The organism is Agrococcus sp. GW821-FHT14H11 (genome assembly GCF_058803545.1).
Genome location: NZ_JBXAPA010000004.1, coordinates 16,101 through 30,292, shown reverse-complemented (window position 1 = coordinate 30,292; position 14,192 = coordinate 16,101). Strand labels below are relative to the sequence as shown.

Here is a 14,192-nt window from a genome sequence, read left to right as displayed (position 1 = left end):
ACCACTCTCGCGAGCCGCGCGCCTGCGGGCAAGGGGCGGCGCAGAGCCTCAGCGCGAGCGCGGCTCGATGGCGCAGCTCACCATTCGAGGGTGTTGCGGGGTGGCGCTGCGACGTCTCGCTTGGTGCCGGTACGGGTTGACGTCCGTCGGGCGCCGCGCGCGGGTTCTGCCGGAGGGGTCGGCGTCGAGTGCGGGTGCGATGGCCCGAGGGAGGCGACCTCAGCGCTGTACCAACGCACGGTATCCATGGTGCCGTGCCGCACCGCGAGTCGGATGAGCCAGTACATGCAGAGGAGCCCGAGGAAAGCCAGGGCTGCCGCGATGAGCAGGCCGACGAAGGCCATGCCGGCTGTGCCAGCGAAGAGACCGAACGGGTCGAACTGACTGCTGATGGAGAGGGACGGGGTCACGCTCGCCAATGTAGTGAAGGCATGGCCGCCCGCCCGTGCCCGATCGGGCCGCGATCAGCCCTCGTGCACGCCGATCTCGCGCAGCGCCGCGTGCGCCGCGTGCCAGCCGCTCATGCCGTGCACGCCGCCGCCGGGCGGGGTCGACGACGAGCAGAGGAAGACGCGGCCGGGCATCGGCACGCGGTACGGGTGCGCGAGCACGGGGCGGGCGAGCTGCTGCGTGCCGGCGAGCGTGCCGCCGCCGATCGAGCCTCCGACGAGGTTGGGGTTCCACAGCTCGAGCGCCGCCGGCGTCATCGGCCGCCGCTCGAGGATGCGGTCGCGGAAGCCGGGGGCGAAGCGCTCGATCTGCGCCTCGATGGCGGCCGATGCGTCGCCCGGCCAGCCGTGCGGCACATGGGCGTAGGCCCACAGCAGGTGCTTCCCCGCAGGGGCGCGCTCCGGGTCGGCGGCGGTCGGCTGGGTCGCGAGCACGAACGGCCGCTCGGGCATGCGGCCGACGGCCACGGCGTGCTCGGCGTCGACGATCTCGGCGAAGGTGCCGCCGAGGTGCACGGTGCCCGCGCCGGCGACGCGCTCGTCCTCCCACGGCACCGGGCCGTCGAGCAGCAGGTCGAGCTTCGACACGGCCGGCCCGTACTTCCAGGTGCGGATGCGCGACGCGTACGGCCCCTCGATGCGGTCGCCCGCCATGCGCGCCAGCTGGTGCGGGGTCACGTCGAGCAGGATCAGGTCAGCCTGCGGCAGCTCGCGCAGGTCGGTCACGTCGACGCCGGTCTCGATGCGGGCCCCGGCCGCCTCGGCGACGCGACGCAGCGCATCCGCGATCGACTGCGACCCGCCCTTCGCGAACGGCCATCCGGCCGAGTGGCCGACCCCGCCGAAGGCGACGCCGAAGGCGCTCGTCATGAGGTGGCCGAGCGGGAGCGTCGCGTGCGTGACGCTGCCGGCGAAGAGCGCCTGCGCGGCGCCCGAGCGGAAGGCGGTGCGGGCGAGCAGCGTGGCCGGCCACGCGCCGCGCAGCCCGATGCGGGCGAGCAGCAGCGGATCGTCGGGGACGCGCAGCAAGGGCCCAAGGATGGCCTCGGCCGTGCCCTCGGGGTCGTCGGTCGCGGGCTGGTGCATGCGCAGCCAGGCGCGGGCGTCGACGCCCAGCTCGCGGGCGGTGCGCTCGGCGTCCTGGTGCAGGATCGCCGCGCGGCCGCCGGGCAGCGGATGCGCCATCGGGTAGTCGGCGTGCACCCACTCGAGCCCGTGGTCGGTGAGCCCGAGCGCCCGGAACGCCGGGCTCGTGATGCCGAACGGGTGCCCCGAGGCGCCCGGGTCGATGATCGCCTGATCGCCGAACGCGGCGATCGACGCGCTCGCGCCGCCGACGTAGGGCAGCCGCTCGAGCACCGTCACCTCGAGCCCTGCGCGGGCGAGCACGGCCGCGGCGGTCAGGCCGTTGGGCCCTGCGCCGACGACGACGGCGGTGGTCATGCGGCCTCCTGGCGGTCGGGTCGGCGGATGCGTCGGGCTCTGCCCGTACGTCGCAAGCCTTGCGCGGGCAGGCTACGCGCACAACCTCCCCGCTCCCTCCGCCGCCCCCCGCTGGTCGAGCCCCCGCACCGCTGGTCGACCCCCCGCCCCGCTGGTCGAGCCGACGGCCCTCCGGGCCGTCGAGTCGAGACCACTCCCGCAACCCCATCCGCCACACTGTCCCCGTGCACCCGACGCCCGCCCCCGCATCCGCCCCACCGATGCCGTTCACCGCGTGGGTCGCGATCCTCGCGCCGCTCGTCGGCATCGCGCTCAAGCTCGCGTCGGCGGGCTGGCTCGCGGTGTTCCTCCTCTTCTGGAGCCCGCTGCTGCTCGCCGGCTACGTGGCGGTCGTGCTGGCCGCCGCGCGCGGCATGCTGCGTCGGCAGGGCGTGCTGCGGCGGCCGGAGCGGCGCTCGCGGGCGCGCGTCTGGGCGTGGCTGACGTCGGTCGGCGTCGTGGTGCTCGGACTCACCGCGATCGACGGCGGCGACACGCGCGAATCGGTGCAGTCGACGCTCACGCTGCTGCTCGGCGCGCCGACGAGCCCGTCGCCGCTGCACGAGCTGTCGGCGGGCATCGGATGGGCCGCGCTGATCGCGTGGCTCGTCGGCTGGCTCGCGCTGATGGTCGAGTGGGCGGTCGCGGTGCAGGCGACCCGCAGGCCGGTGCCGCGCGTCGCGCCGCCCGTCGTCGAGTAGCGGGGCTGCGGCGGGTCAGCCCAGGAAGCGCTCCCGCACCGTCTCGCGGTTGATGCGCTGGATCTCGGCGATCTGCTCCTCCGCGCGGCGCTCGAGGTCGAGCAGCAGGGCGCGGTCGAAGCGGTCGTCGCTCTCGCTCAGCTCGAGCAGCGCCTCCCACATCGACAGCTTCGCGCGCACGGCGCCGGTGAGGAAGTCGAGCTCGAACTGCGCCATCGAGCTGCGCCGCTGCCGCAGCAGGTTGACGGGGTTGATGCTGCCCGCTGCCTTGATGGCGAGCGTGAGCATCCGCTTCCAGGCGGCGGGCCGGAAGCCGAGGCGGTGGATGATCCGGGCCAGGTCGCGTCGATCCCGCGCGATCTCGTCGGCGAGGGCGAGCAGCGCCCGCTCGTGCGGCGAGCCTTCGAACGTCCTGGCGGCCGCGTGGAACGCCTGCACGCCGCCCTCGCCGGCGAGCAGGTGCTCGTTGAGGTAGGCGGCGAGGTGCTCGTCCGACTCGGTGCGGCGGTCGGCCACGGCTGCCTCCTCGACTCGGTGGACTGGCGTCAGGCTCTCGCGATGCGACCCTGCACACAAGATCGTAGGAGCAGGATGGATCGCATGACGCAGCACTACATCGCCGTGGCCACCTACACCGCCAAGCCCGACGCGACCGAGCAGGTCGCGATGCTGCTGCCGCAGCTGGCCGCCGCCAGCCGAGCGGAGGAGGGCAACATCTCCTACTCGGTCGCCCGAGACCTCGAGCGCCCGAACGTCTTCACGATCGTCGAGGTCTACAGGGACGCGGATGCGTTCACCGCGCACCGCGAGAGCGCCCACTTCGCATCGATCGGCAAGATGCAGATCATCCCGCTGCTCGAGAGCCGCGTGGTCGTCGGGTACGAGGGCGACGGGGTCATCGACTGACAGCGCCGATACCGTTGGAGCTGACGGTTACCGAGGAGGACACCTATGCCAGAGCTCGCGAACGGCAAGTACGTCTCGGGGGCCGACGCCGTGCGGCAGTGGTGGCCGGCCGCCCGTGAGGTGCTCATCGAGACCGCTAGCGAGTACGGCGGATGGATCACCTACCAGGACCTGAGCGACCGCATCCAGGCGCGGACGGGCATCACGACGAGTCAGCTGATGGCGCACTGGATCGGGCGGGTGCTCGGCGCCGTCGCGGGGGATGCAGAAACGCGCGGAGAGCCTCGACTCACGTCGGTGTGCGTCACGGCCGAGCGCCGCATCGGTGACGGCTATCCGGGTGTGCCCGCCGGCACCGATGAGCGCACGCGTGAGCGCGTTGCTGCCGAGGACCGCCTCGAGTGCTACCGCTTCTTCGGCGCGACAATGCCCGCGGACGGCGGGCAGCCGGTCGTGCTCGCGCCGCTTCCCGAGCGTCGCCCGCGCAGCCGCGCCACGCGCGCCAGCGCTCCGCGGGCGTCCGCCGCGCCGCGGCCGGCGATGCGCGAGACGACCTGCCCGAACTGCTTCATGGTCGTGCCTGCCGCCGCGACCTGCCGCGACTGCGGCGAGCCGCTCCCGGCTGGCGACTGACGAACCGCAATTCCACATGCTTCTCCCGTTTTACACGAAACGGGGTAGACTCGAGCCATGAACACCATCAGCCGCAGCGTCAGCACGGGAGATCTCGTCACCGGCTTCGCCGAGGTGGTCGGCCGGGTGAGCTATGGCAAGGAGCGCGTGGGCGTCACGCGCTACGGCAAGCTCGCGGCCGTGGTGATCAGTGTGGAGGACCTCGAGCTGCTCGAGCAGCTCGAGGATGCGCGTGACCTGGCCGAGTTCCGTGCCGCCAAGGCCGCCGACGACGGCTCCCGGATCTCGCTGGACGAGCTGGCAGCCGAGCTCGCTGAGTGACCTCCTACTCGGTCGAGTTCACGACCGCCGCAGCCCGCGAGCTCAAGAAGCTCGAGCCACGAGCAGCCAGGGACAAGATCCTCGAGAAGGTCCGCGCGCTCGCAGACGACCCGCGGCCCCCTGGCTGCCGCAAGATCGCCGGCGAGCAGCACGCCTGGCGCATCCGCGTCGGCGACTACCGGGTGCTCTACGAGGTCGACGACCGCGTGGTCACGGTGACGGTCTTCCGCATCGCCCATCGGCGCGAGGTCTATTGACGACCGGAGGCCAACGGCGGTCAGCGCCCCGCCGCGCTCCGCCCCACCGCATCCACCACGGTCGCGACCGCCAGCTCGAACCCGGTCGCAGCGCGTCCCGCATCATCCCCACGCGCCGCCACGGCTCGCAGCTCCGGCACCTCGTGCCCCTCGATGCGCCACAGCGGCGACGGCGACGCCGCATCGACGGCTGAGCCGAGCACGACCGCGTCGATCATCGCCGAGAACGCCACGCGCGCCTCCTCCGGCACCCCCGCATCCCGCAGGATCACGAAGAGCGCCTCGTAGATCTCGAGGGTGCGGGCGTCCTCCACCGGCGCCCCGACCAGCACCGGCACGACCGTCGGCACCTGCGCCGTCGCATCCCGGTACGACCGCATCCAGCGCGCGAGCCGGTCGAGCGGTGCGACCGCGGGGTCGAGCAGCGGCGCGAGGTCGACGCCGGCGTAGAGCTCCTCGCGCATGCGGTGCACGATCGCGAGGCGCCCGCCGGGCAGGTGGTGGTAGAGCGACGACGGGTGCACGCCCAGCATCTTGGCGATGCCAGGGATGGTGAAGTCGCCGTTCGCCGCCACCTGCCGCAGCGCGGCCCGCGCGATCGACCCGGGGGAGAGGATGTTGTGCTTCGGTCTCGCCATCGGTTCAGCGTGGCATCAGAAGACGATGACGCTGCGCCCCCGCGCGCCGGAGCGCATGAGGTCGAAGGCGTCGTTGACCTCGTCGAGCGAGCACCGGTTGGTGATGAGCTCGTCGATGGGCAGCTTGCCGTCGAGGTAGAGGCGGGCGAGCATCGGGAAGTCGCGCGCCGGCACCGTCGAGCCGTAGTTCGAGCCGAGCAGCGACTTGCCCTCCTCGGCGAGCGCGAGCGCGTCGATCGGCACCGGCCGGTCCTGCGGGGGGAGGCCGACCACCACGGCGGTGCCGCCGCGCTGCAGAGCCGCGGGCATGAGCGCGATGGTCTCGGGCCGGCCGATGGCCTCGAAGGCGACATCCACCCCGTCCGGCACGATCGACCGCACCTGCTCGGCGAGATCCGCCCCCGACCGCACCGTGTGCGTCGCGCCGAACTGCCGCGCGAGCTCGAGCGACTCGTCGGTGACGTCGGCGGCGATGATGGGGCTCGCGCCCGCGAGCTTCAGGCCCATGATGATGCTGAGGCCCACACCGCCCGCGCCGATGACGAGCGCCGATCGGCCGGGCTTCACCGCGGCGTCGTTGACGACCGCGCCGACGCCGGTGGCGATCGAGCAGCCGATGAGGGCGGCCACGTCGAACGGCAGCTCCTTCGGCACGCGCACGGCCGCCTGCTCGGCGACCACGACGCGCTCGCTCATCGAGCCGACTGCGAGGTACGGGTAGGCCACGGCGCCGTCGAGCTGCATCGGCGTCGAGCCGTCGGGCAGCAGGCACTCCTCCGAGCGCGAGCCGGTGCACACCCAGGTGCGGCCCTGGCGGCAGGCCGAGCACGTGCCGCAGGGGTAGAACCACGTCATGATCACGTGGTCGCCGGGCTCGAGCGAGCGCACGCCGGGGCCGACGGCCTCGATGACGCCTGCGCCCTCGTGGCCCATGATCGTCGGCCGCGGCATCTGCCAGTCGCCGTCGAGCACGTGCCGGTCGGAGCCGCAGACGCCCGAGGCGCCGATGCGCACGAGCACCTCGCCGCGCCCCGGCTCCCGCAGCTCGACGTCCCTGACCGTCAGGCGCGCATCCCCGTCGTAGACCGCCGCTCGCGTCGCCGCCATCAGCGCGCCCCCACCATGGCGCGGCCGCGGTGCAGCACGGCCGAGAGACCGAGGTAGACGAGCGCGGCGACGACGGCGGCGGGCAGGGATGCGGTGATCACCGAGAAGACGGCCTGCGTCTCGAGCGTGATCGGGTTGTAGAGCCACAGGTAGAACGCGGCGCCGGCGACGAGCGCGATGATGCCGGCCCAGTTGATGCCCGCCGGGTAGGCGTAGAGCGTGCCCTGCTGGCCCAGGTGCATCTCGCGCAGGTCGATGCGCTGCTTGCGCAGCACGAAGTAGTCGGCGAGCGCGATGCCGCAGACCGCCGTGAGGAAGGCGCCCGAGACCGAGACGAAGATCATGAACTGCTCGTACATGAACTGCGGGAAGAAGGTCATGATCGCGGGGAGGATGAAGAAGGATGCGGTGAGCACCTTCCAGGGCACGCGGGCCAGCAGGCCGCCCGACGACTGCCGGATCGCGAGGATCGTCGAGTAGACGATCGACGACATCGACGTGATGTTGGCGAAGGCGATGAAGATCAGCACCGCGACGCCGAGCACCGCGCCGCCGAACGGCACCATCCAGACGGTCGGGTCGGAGTCGCCGAGCGTGAGCGCCGCGGCCATGCCGACGATCTGCGCGACGAGCGTGGCGATGAGCAGGCCGCCGTAGGCGGGCCAGACGGCCGCCTTGCGCGAGCGGGTCATGCGGGCGAGCGAGCCCATCACCGGGTACCAGGAGACACCCACGCCGACGTTGAACTCGACGGCGACCATGAAGTTGAGCGTCGCGTCGTCGAACGGCGCGATCGGGGAGGCGGCGAAGAGCGCGTCCCACGAGGTGTTGATGACGAGGAACACCATCATCACGACGGTGATGACGGCGAGCCCGGGCGCGATGATCGCGTTGAAGCGGCCGATCGTGACGGGGCCGCGGGAGAGCACCCACCAGGCGATCGCGATGGCGATGAGGCCGCCGATCGTGACGACCGGGCCGTACTGCCCGAGGTCGGTGCCGGCCATGGTCGAGACGACCTGGCTCGTGGCGCGGCCGGCCATGACGGCGAGCAGCGACGACCAGCCCATCTCGGTGATGAGGATGACGGTGAAGACGAGCGCGCCGACGCCGACGACGCCGAAGGCGCCGCGCAGCAGCAGGTACTGCTCGCTGCCCCAGCGCTGCGAGGCGACGACCGAGGCGAGCACCATGAAGCACAGGCCGATCGCGTTGCCGATGATCATCGCGGCGATGCCGTCCTGGAAGCCGACGAGCAGCGCCGTGGAGCCGCCGACGAGGAACGCCCAGGTGGCGATGGCGAGGGCCGTGTTGACCCAGGTGAAGTCGAGCGCGCTCCAGGTGCGCTCCTTCTTCAGCAGCGGGAACGTGCCGAAGACGTGCTCGCTCGAGAGCATCGGGTCGGCCGCCAGGGCCTTCCGGTCGCTCACAGGACGACGACCAGCAGGCCGAGCGCGATGGCGCCCAGCGTCACGCCGACGTAGGCGACGACCTCGCGCGCCGTGAGCGGCAGCCGCGACGCATCCTCGTACTCCTCGTGCTCGATGAGCTCGATGCGGCGCTCGAGCTCGGCGGCGATCGCCGAGTCGGTGCCGCGGGCGCGCAGCGCCTCCTGGAAGTCGGTGGCGGGCGCCTGGGGCGCGTCGGGCCGGGGTGACGTCATGGCTGGCTCCTTCGCCGAGCTCGGGGTGGTGATCGCTGATCGCTAAACCAAAACCAGTTGGGTTTAGCGTCATGATGCGGCACGCTGGTGCTGCTCGTCAACAGCGGATGCCTCGATCGCGTCGAGCAGGGAGGATGGGCTCATGAGCGCCCAGGCAAGCCGCACCGTCGCCGTCGCGCAGGCGGCGGCCGTCATCGACGACGTGGACCGCAACCTCGAGACCCTGTCTGGGCTCGTAGCCGAGGCCGCGGCGAGGGGCACCGACGTGGTCGTGACGCCCGAGCTCTTCGCCACCGGCTATGCCCCCGACCGCGCCTGGAAGCACGACGGCGAGGCTGTGCGCGCGGCGCTCGCGGAGATCGCGCGGCGGCATCGGGTGGCGCTGGTGGGCTCGAGCGTCGACTCTGTTGACGGCTCGCACCGGATCGCCGCCTCGATGTTCGACGCCGACGGCGCCGAGCTGCAGCGCGTGCACAAGCGGCACCTCTTCGGCGCGGTCGAGCAGCAGTGGATGACGCCTGCCGCCGACTACGGCTCGGTCGTGGGGTGGCAGGGCCTCGAGTGGGGCGTCGGCATCTGCTACGACGTGGAGTTCCCCGAGTTCGCACGTGCTCTGGCTGTTGCCGGCGCCGACGTGCTGCTCGTGCCGACCGCGGTGCCGACAGTGGAGGAGGGTGTTGACGGGCTGGGTGAGGCGTGGCACTACTCAGCGACGCAGACGTCGACGCTGCAGGTGCCGGCCCGGGCGCTCGAGAACGGCGTGGTCGTCGCCTATGCGAACCACTGTGGACCGGGGTTCACTGGCCGCTCGTGCATCGCGACGCCGTTCGGGCGGAATGCGGTGCTGCTCGGCGACGAGCCGGGCGTCGGGGTGGTCGAGGTGCCGCCGGCGGCGCTGGAGCGGGCGCGGGCGTTGAACACGTATCTGCGGGACGTGTGAGAGATCGGCCGCTGCTGTCGGTGGCCACCGCCACGCTGGTGGTGTCGGCCGTCGGCCGGCACTGGTCGCTTGACCGGTTCGCCTCGATGAGAGGAGCTAGCGATGGCGAAGCCGTCGAAGAAGGCGCTCTCGAAGGCGGGAAAGACGCTCGCGTCCAACTCGTCGTCGTCGAGCGCGAAGTCCAGCGCCGGGCGAACGCTCGGCAAGGGCTGAACGGCGGGCGGGTCAGCAATGGCCCGCCCGTGCCAGCTCAATCGGCGTTTCTCGTGATCCAGCCCGCCCTTCCAGGCACGATAAGCGGGTGCGGCCGACACATGCATTCAGCCCCGCCGAGATCGAACGCCTGGGCTACTACGTCTATCTGTACTCCGACCCCGCCAACGGCCAGCCGTTCTACATCGGCAAGGGAATCGGCAACCGCGCCTTCTCCCATCTCAAGGACACCGGCGAGACACAGAAGGTGCAGCGCATCGCAGAGATCCGCTCGCGCGGCCAGGAGCCCAAGATCGAGATCCTTGCCTTCGGTCTCGACGAAGTCACTGCATTCAAGGTCGAGGCCGCGGCGATCGACCTCGTGGGATTCGAGAACCTCACCAACGCGCAGATCGGGCGCCATGCTCGACAGTTCGGGCGGAAGAGCATCGACACGGTGCATGCCGAGCTCGATGCCGAGCCCATCGGTCGGATCGGCCACGAGATGATGCTGATCAAGCTCAACGCGACCTACCGGGCCGCAGAAGACGACGCGATGGCGCTCTACGACGCAACTCGTGGCACCTGGCGCGTCGACCGGCACCGTGCCGCGAGGGCGGAGTTCGCGGCCGCGGTGTTCGGCGGCGTCATCCGCGAGGTCTACTCGATCGCGGCCTGGCTTCCCGCGGAGTCGACGCAGTACGCCGACCTTCGCGAGAACGAGCCGCATGACCGGTGGGAGTTCGTCGGACGCATTGCCGCCGCCGGCGTTCGTGATCGCTACCGATGGAAGTCCGTCGCCCACCTCTTTCCCCCTGGCTCGCAGAACCCCATCCGGTACGTCTCGCCGGAGTGAACGCAGCAAGACTCACTTTCGTCCCCCGGTGTCATTGACCTGAGGTACGTTCGATCTCACCGGGACGACCGGTTACTGGGCAAAGAAGCGAGACCGAATATGCACATCGAAGAACGCGACTCCGCCGAGATCCCGGTCGTGTCAAGCGGGATCCCCGCGACGCCCGTGGACGCGAACCTCCAAGCCGAGGCGGACGCGACCTGGATGGGCATGAATGAGGAGCAACGCCGTGAGGCAGAGGAGTACGCTGTTGCGTTCCTCACGAAGGCGATCCGGCTGAAGGGTGTCCGCATCGACCGCGAGCAATTCCTCAAGGCCGAACTGCACAAGCGCGGCAATTCCGGAGCAGTCATCCAGGGAGCGCTCGACGAGAATCCTGCGGCAGCCGGCATCGCTCCTGCCGTGCTCGACGAGATGGCGCTCGCCGCCATCGAGTTCGAGACCCGCAAGTCGACGGCCCTCTCGTTCGTGGCCGGCCTCCCGGGCGGTCTCGCGATGCTCGGCACGGTTCCCGGCGACATAGCCCAGTTCTACGTGCACGCGTTCCGCATCATGCAGAAGGTCTCCTACATCTACGGCTGGCAGTCGTTCCTCGAGGACACCGACGAGATCGATGACGAGACGCTCGGGATGCTGACGATGTTCCTCGGCGTCATGATGGGCGTCGGCGGCGCTTCGGCTTCGCTGACGGCGTTCGCGGCGAACGTCGCGCGCCCTGCGGTGCAGCGACAGATCGCCGGCATCGCGCTGACGAAGACCGCCTGGTACACGCCGATGAAGCAGGTGCTCCGCGTGGTCGGCGTGCAATTGACGAAGGACAGCTTCGCCAAGGCCGCCAGCAAGGTCGTGCCCGTCATCGGTGGCGTCGTCTCCGGCGCGCTCACGTACGTCATGCTCGGTGTCCAGGCCCGACGACTCATGGATCACCTCCGCGAGCTGCCTCCGCCCGGGGTCGACGCCGCCGAGTACGTGCGTCTCCTGACCGAGGCGCGCGCGGCGGCCGAGGCGCAGCAGGAGGAAGGCGGCGGGGTCGCCGCCACCCGGGAGCGCGCCCTCGCTGCTGTGTCGGATGCCACCGACTACTTCCGCCCCATCGACCTCGACGGCGATGGCGTCGCCGATGAGGCGCGGGCGCTCACGGCGCTCAAGGGTGCCGGGTCCGCGGCCAAGGACTTCGCGAGCGGCACGTCGGAACGGCTGGGCTCGCTGTTCCAGCGGAAGCGCGACGGCGAGCGCGGTACCGAGCCCGAATGAGGCCGTTTGCTCGACCCAGTCGATCGAGCACTTGAGATCGAGAGAGTGACAGTTCCCGATGCAGACGAGCAAGAAGACCCTCACAGACCTGCTGAGCGCGCCGCAGCACCTCAGCGTGCCGATGTTCCAGCGTGCATATGCCTGGGATGAGGAAGGGCAGTGGCAGCTGCTCTGGGAAGACGTCGAGCATCTCGTGGCTCTGGCCGCCACGGCGCCGACTGAGACCCACTTCCTCGGCGCGATCGTGCTGCAGCGTGCCGAGACGCAGCCCGGTGGGCTCGGCGCCTGGGATGTCATCGACGGGCAGCAGCGCCTCACCACGCTGCAGGTGCTCCTCGACGCGGTCGCCGGCACGCTCGAGCACGCGATCGAGGGAGGCCAGGCGCTCAGTGGGCGGCTCACCACCCTGACCGAGAATCCTCTCGCGTTCCGGTCCTCGGACGACGATCGCCTGAAGCTGACGCCGACCACTCGTGATCAAGCCGCGTTCGTCGAGGTCATGACGGCGGCTGCTCCCGTCGACCACAGTCGCCTCGAGCATCGCTCGCACAAGCTGGCCAAGGCGCACCGGTTCTTCAGCCGGGCATGCATCACGTTCCTCGAGGCCGCGTCGGAGCCGATGCAACGCGCTCTTCGTGCCTCTCAGCTCGTCGAGGTGCTCCTCTCGAAGCTCGAGCTCGTCGTGATCTCGCTCGAGCAGAACGAGAATGCACAGAGCATCTTCGAGACGCTCAACGCACGCATGACGCCGTTGCAGCCCACCGACCTCATCAAGAACTTCGTCTTCCAGCACGCCGTCGCAGAGGGCGCCGATGTCGCGCAGATGTACGAGACGCGCTGGCGTCAGTTCGAGGACAAGTTCTGGGAGACAGAGGTCCGTCAGGGCCAGCTCTCGCGACCGCGCTTCACGTTGTTCACAAACCACTGGCTGTCGGCGATGCTGCGGGAGCTGGTGCCGGCGACCGACGTCTTCAGGGCGTTCAAGAAGGTGGTCCAGACGAGCAATGGCTCGATCACCGCTCTCGTTGAGGAGTTCGTCGCGAGCGCGCAGGAGTACCGCAGGCTGGTGGAAGCAGCCGAAGGCAACGGTCAGATCGAGGGTCGTGAGCTCACGGTCTACCGCCTGCAGGCTGCAGACGTCGGAACGTTCTGGCCGCTGTTCATCTACGTCAGCGGCCTGGAGCGTCGAGCCCGAGACGAGGCGCAGGTCGGCGCGTCGATCGACCGGGTGTTCGCCATGGTCGAGAGCTGGGTCGTGCGGAAGGTGCTGCTGGGCCATTCGCTGACGCCGGCGCCGCGGTTCGCGGTCGAGCTCGTGCAGCGCATCGACGACGCGCAGCGTGACCCTGCCGGGGTCGTCGAGGACTACCTCATGACCGCGCAGGGCCTGGGCGTCTGGCCCGACGACGCGATGCTGGAGGCCGGCCTCCCTGCCATGGCTGCGTACAAGCAGCTGAAGCGGTCGAGGCTTCGGATGGTGCTCGAAGCGCTCGAGGACGATGCGCGCGGGTTTGTCACCGACCACGCACGCACATCGCACGCGCGCATGACGCGGCACAGCAGCCAGGTGGAGCACATCATGCCGGAGGCTTGGCGAGCCAACTGGCCTCTTGGTGAGCGCGACGAAGCCGAGCGTGACCGCCTCGTCCACAGCTTTGGCAACCTTGCGCTGCTGCCGCAGCGCTTCAACGCCTCGGTAGGCAACCTCGGCTGGGGGCAGCGCTTCGGCGACGGCAAGCGTGAGGCGTTCCGCACGAGTTCGACAGACCTGCTTCTGCGTGATGCGCTCGAGGAGGATGCCTGGGACGAGGCGGCGATCGAGCGTCGCACCGAGCGCATGGTTGAGGGCATCCTCCGCACCTGGCCCGTGCCGGAAGGTCACGAGGTCGTCCAAGACACGGCGAGCGAAGCCGGGACTCGGGCGACGGATGTCGTGTTCCTGCTCGAGCGAGGAAAGCTCCACGATGGGGACGAGCTGCATGGGGCGGGTCGCTTCGCCGAGCGCCGGGCAATCGTTCGCGCCGACGGATCACTGGAGGTCGACGGTCGTCGCTTCGATTCGCCGACCGCTGCCGCGAAGGCCGCCCGCGGAGACAACCGCAGTATCTCTGGCACCTGGTTCTGGCGCCTGTCGACGAGCGGACAGTCGCTCATGGACATGCGCGTCGCGCTGGTCGGCTGGGAGGGCGTCGCCACGTCTCGCACTGACACAAGGACCGCCCGCCAGTGGGAGATTCTGCGCCGCCTGATGGACGCGCTGCCGAGAGGCCGCTGGACCTCATACGGCGATCTGGCGGCCGTCATCGGCACTCACGCGAATCCGTTGGGGCAGTACATCGCCACCAATCCCGTGCCGAATCCTTGGCGGGTGCTGCAGGTGTCTGGCGCTGTCTCCCCTGGGTTCACATGGCGCTCCGAGTTGCCGCAGGCCGGTCGTGAACCGCTGGATCTGCTCCGCGAGGAGGGTGTGCCTGTGGAGGGCGAGCGCGCCGCTCAGTCGCATCGGCTGTCCCCTGCGGACCTCCGAGCACTGCTCAGCTCCGAAGACGCCGCGGCGCTGGCTCACGGAGGCGTCGGCGGACGCCACACCCCGGCCACCCTCGCGGATGAACTCGGCACGCATCCGAAAACCGTGCGCGAAGTGCTGCGCGAGCACCCGACTGCCGCGCGGCCCGCGGTCGGCGCGGAGTGGGAGATCGACGACCAACTCGCCGACTGGGTGCGCGCGCGCATCTCCGAGCGCTTCGCCTAACGTTGCGCTCCTGCCCGCGAGCAGGCTCAAGACTGCCGGTC

Annotated in this window: 16 protein-coding genes; 9 read left to right on the top strand and 7 right to left on the bottom strand. The window is 70.5% G+C overall.

Translation table 11 applies throughout. The features are described 5' to 3' along the window. Window positions 1–77: 77 nt before the first annotated feature. Together AC1RNL_RS05555 and AC1RNL_RS05550 are read right to left on the bottom strand one after the other, a co-directional pair. A complete protein-coding gene (locus AC1RNL_RS05555) occupies window positions 78–410 on the bottom strand; it encodes a hypothetical protein (protein ID WP_492934670.1) in 333 nt (110 codons plus the stop codon). A gap of 54 nt (window positions 411–464) precedes the next feature. Beyond that, window positions 465–1,892, bottom strand: coding sequence for a phytoene desaturase family protein (locus AC1RNL_RS05550; protein ID WP_492934669.1), 1,428 nt, complete (start codon window positions 1,890–1,892; stop codon window positions 465–467). A gap of 224 nt (window positions 1,893–2,116) precedes the next feature. Between AC1RNL_RS05550 and AC1RNL_RS05545 the strand changes: the two genes are divergently transcribed. Next, a complete protein-coding gene (locus AC1RNL_RS05545) occupies window positions 2,117–2,632 on the top strand; it encodes a hypothetical protein (RefSeq protein ID WP_492934668.1) in 516 nt (171 codons plus the stop codon). 15 nt (window positions 2,633–2,647) lie between these two features. Here AC1RNL_RS05545 and AC1RNL_RS05540 read toward each other — a convergent pair whose 3' ends face one another. Beyond that, window positions 2,648–3,148, bottom strand: a complete 501-nt coding sequence (locus AC1RNL_RS05540) for a hypothetical protein (RefSeq protein WP_492934667.1) — start codon at window positions 3,146–3,148, stop codon at window positions 2,648–2,650. A gap of 84 nt (window positions 3,149–3,232) precedes the next feature. Here AC1RNL_RS05540 and AC1RNL_RS05535 point away from each other — a divergent pair, with 84 nt between their 5' ends. The 4 genes from AC1RNL_RS05535 to AC1RNL_RS05520 are packed head-to-tail and all read left to right on the top strand — an operon-like array spanning window position 3,233 to window position 4,749. Continuing rightward, window positions 3,233–3,538, top strand: a complete 306-nt coding sequence (locus AC1RNL_RS05535; protein ID WP_492934666.1) for a putative quinol monooxygenase — start codon at window positions 3,233–3,235, stop codon at window positions 3,536–3,538. A gap of 45 nt (window positions 3,539–3,583) precedes the next feature. Beyond that, a complete protein-coding gene (locus AC1RNL_RS05530) occupies window positions 3,584–4,171 on the top strand; it encodes a hypothetical protein (RefSeq protein ID WP_492934665.1) in 588 nt (195 codons plus the stop codon). Window positions 4,172–4,228: 57 nt separating this feature from the next. Beyond that, a complete protein-coding gene (locus AC1RNL_RS05525) occupies window positions 4,229–4,492 on the top strand; it encodes a type II toxin-antitoxin system prevent-host-death family antitoxin (RefSeq protein WP_146354361.1) in 264 nt (87 codons plus the stop codon). Continuing rightward, a complete protein-coding gene (locus tag AC1RNL_RS05520; protein ID WP_492934664.1) occupies window positions 4,489–4,749 on the top strand; it encodes a type II toxin-antitoxin system RelE family toxin in 261 nt (86 codons plus the stop codon). Before AC1RNL_RS05525 ends, AC1RNL_RS05520 begins: the two co-directional genes overlap by 4 nt. A 20-nt stretch (window positions 4,750–4,769) precedes the next feature. On the opposite strand, the gene AC1RNL_RS05515 is transcribed toward AC1RNL_RS05520, so the two are convergent. From AC1RNL_RS05515 to AC1RNL_RS05500, 4 genes are read right to left on the bottom strand one after another with little or no spacing between them, the layout of a single operon-like run. Further along, the gene (locus tag AC1RNL_RS05515; protein WP_492934663.1) at window positions 4,770–5,387 is read right to left on the bottom strand and encodes a TetR/AcrR family transcriptional regulator; all 618 of its coding nucleotides are present in this window, start codon (window positions 5,385–5,387) and stop codon (window positions 4,770–4,772) included. A gap of 15 nt (window positions 5,388–5,402) precedes the next feature. Then, window positions 5,403–6,494, bottom strand: a complete 1,092-nt coding sequence (locus AC1RNL_RS05510; protein WP_492934662.1) for an alcohol dehydrogenase catalytic domain-containing protein — start codon at window positions 6,492–6,494, stop codon at window positions 5,403–5,405. Beyond that, entirely contained in the window at window positions 6,494–7,924 is a 1,431-nt protein-coding gene (locus AC1RNL_RS05505) for a purine-cytosine permease family protein (RefSeq protein ID WP_492934661.1), read from the bottom strand. Before AC1RNL_RS05505 ends, AC1RNL_RS05510 begins: the two co-directional genes overlap by 1 nt. Next, a complete protein-coding gene (locus tag AC1RNL_RS05500) occupies window positions 7,921–8,157 on the bottom strand; it encodes a hypothetical protein (protein WP_128188913.1) in 237 nt (78 codons plus the stop codon). Before AC1RNL_RS05500 ends, AC1RNL_RS05505 begins: the two co-directional genes overlap by 4 nt. Window positions 8,158–8,299: 142 nt before the next feature. Between AC1RNL_RS05500 and AC1RNL_RS05495 the strand changes: the two genes are divergently transcribed. From AC1RNL_RS05495 to AC1RNL_RS05480, 4 genes are all read left to right on the top strand, one after another. Further along, on the top strand, window positions 8,300–9,097 hold the full coding sequence (locus AC1RNL_RS05495) for a nitrilase-related carbon-nitrogen hydrolase (protein ID WP_492934660.1): 798 nt from the start codon (window positions 8,300–8,302) through the stop codon (window positions 9,095–9,097). 301 nt (window positions 9,098–9,398) lie between these two features. Continuing rightward, a complete protein-coding gene (locus tag AC1RNL_RS05490) occupies window positions 9,399–10,145 on the top strand; it encodes an LEM-3-like GIY-YIG domain-containing protein (protein WP_492934659.1) in 747 nt (248 codons plus the stop codon). A gap of 99 nt (window positions 10,146–10,244) precedes the next feature. Then, a complete protein-coding gene (locus AC1RNL_RS05485) occupies window positions 10,245–11,399 on the top strand; it encodes a hypothetical protein (RefSeq protein ID WP_492934658.1) in 1,155 nt (384 codons plus the stop codon). Window positions 11,400–11,457: 58 nt separating this feature from the next. Beyond that, window positions 11,458–14,151 carry a GmrSD restriction endonuclease domain-containing protein gene (locus AC1RNL_RS05480; protein ID WP_492934657.1) on the top strand — a complete coding sequence of 898 codons (2,694 nt, stop codon included), beginning with the start codon at window positions 11,458–11,460 and terminating at the stop codon, window positions 14,149–14,151. Window positions 14,152–14,192: the final 41 nt, after the last annotated feature.

Bases quoted from the DNA above. Each gene is read 5' to 3' on its own strand.
- AC1RNL_RS05550 (WP_492934669.1), bottom strand. From the start codon at position 1,892: ATGACCACCGCCGTCGTCGTCGGCGCAGGGCCCAACGGCCTGACCGCC.
- AC1RNL_RS05535 (WP_492934666.1), top strand. From the start codon at position 3,233: ATGACGCAGCACTACATCGCCGTGGCCACCTACACCGCCAAGCCCGAC.
- AC1RNL_RS05530 (WP_492934665.1), top strand. From the start codon at position 3,584: ATGCCAGAGCTCGCGAACGGCAAGTACGTCTCGGGGGCCGACGCCGTG.
- AC1RNL_RS05525 (WP_146354361.1), top strand. From the start codon at position 4,229: ATGAACACCATCAGCCGCAGCGTCAGCACGGGAGATCTCGTCACCGGC.
- AC1RNL_RS05515 (WP_492934663.1), bottom strand. From the start codon at position 5,387: ATGGCGAGACCGAAGCACAACATCCTCTCCCCCGGGTCGATCGCGCGG.
- AC1RNL_RS05510 (WP_492934662.1), bottom strand. From the start codon at position 6,494: ATGGCGGCGACGCGAGCGGCGGTCTACGACGGGGATGCGCGCCTGACG.
- AC1RNL_RS05500 (WP_128188913.1), bottom strand. From the start codon at position 8,157: ATGACGTCACCCCGGCCCGACGCGCCCCAGGCGCCCGCCACCGACTTC.
- AC1RNL_RS05495 (WP_492934660.1), top strand. From the start codon at position 8,300: ATGAGCGCCCAGGCAAGCCGCACCGTCGCCGTCGCGCAGGCGGCGGCC.
- AC1RNL_RS05485 (WP_492934658.1), top strand. From the start codon at position 10,245: ATGCACATCGAAGAACGCGACTCCGCCGAGATCCCGGTCGTGTCAAGC.
- AC1RNL_RS05480 (WP_492934657.1), top strand. From the start codon at position 11,458: ATGCAGACGAGCAAGAAGACCCTCACAGACCTGCTGAGCGCGCCGCAG.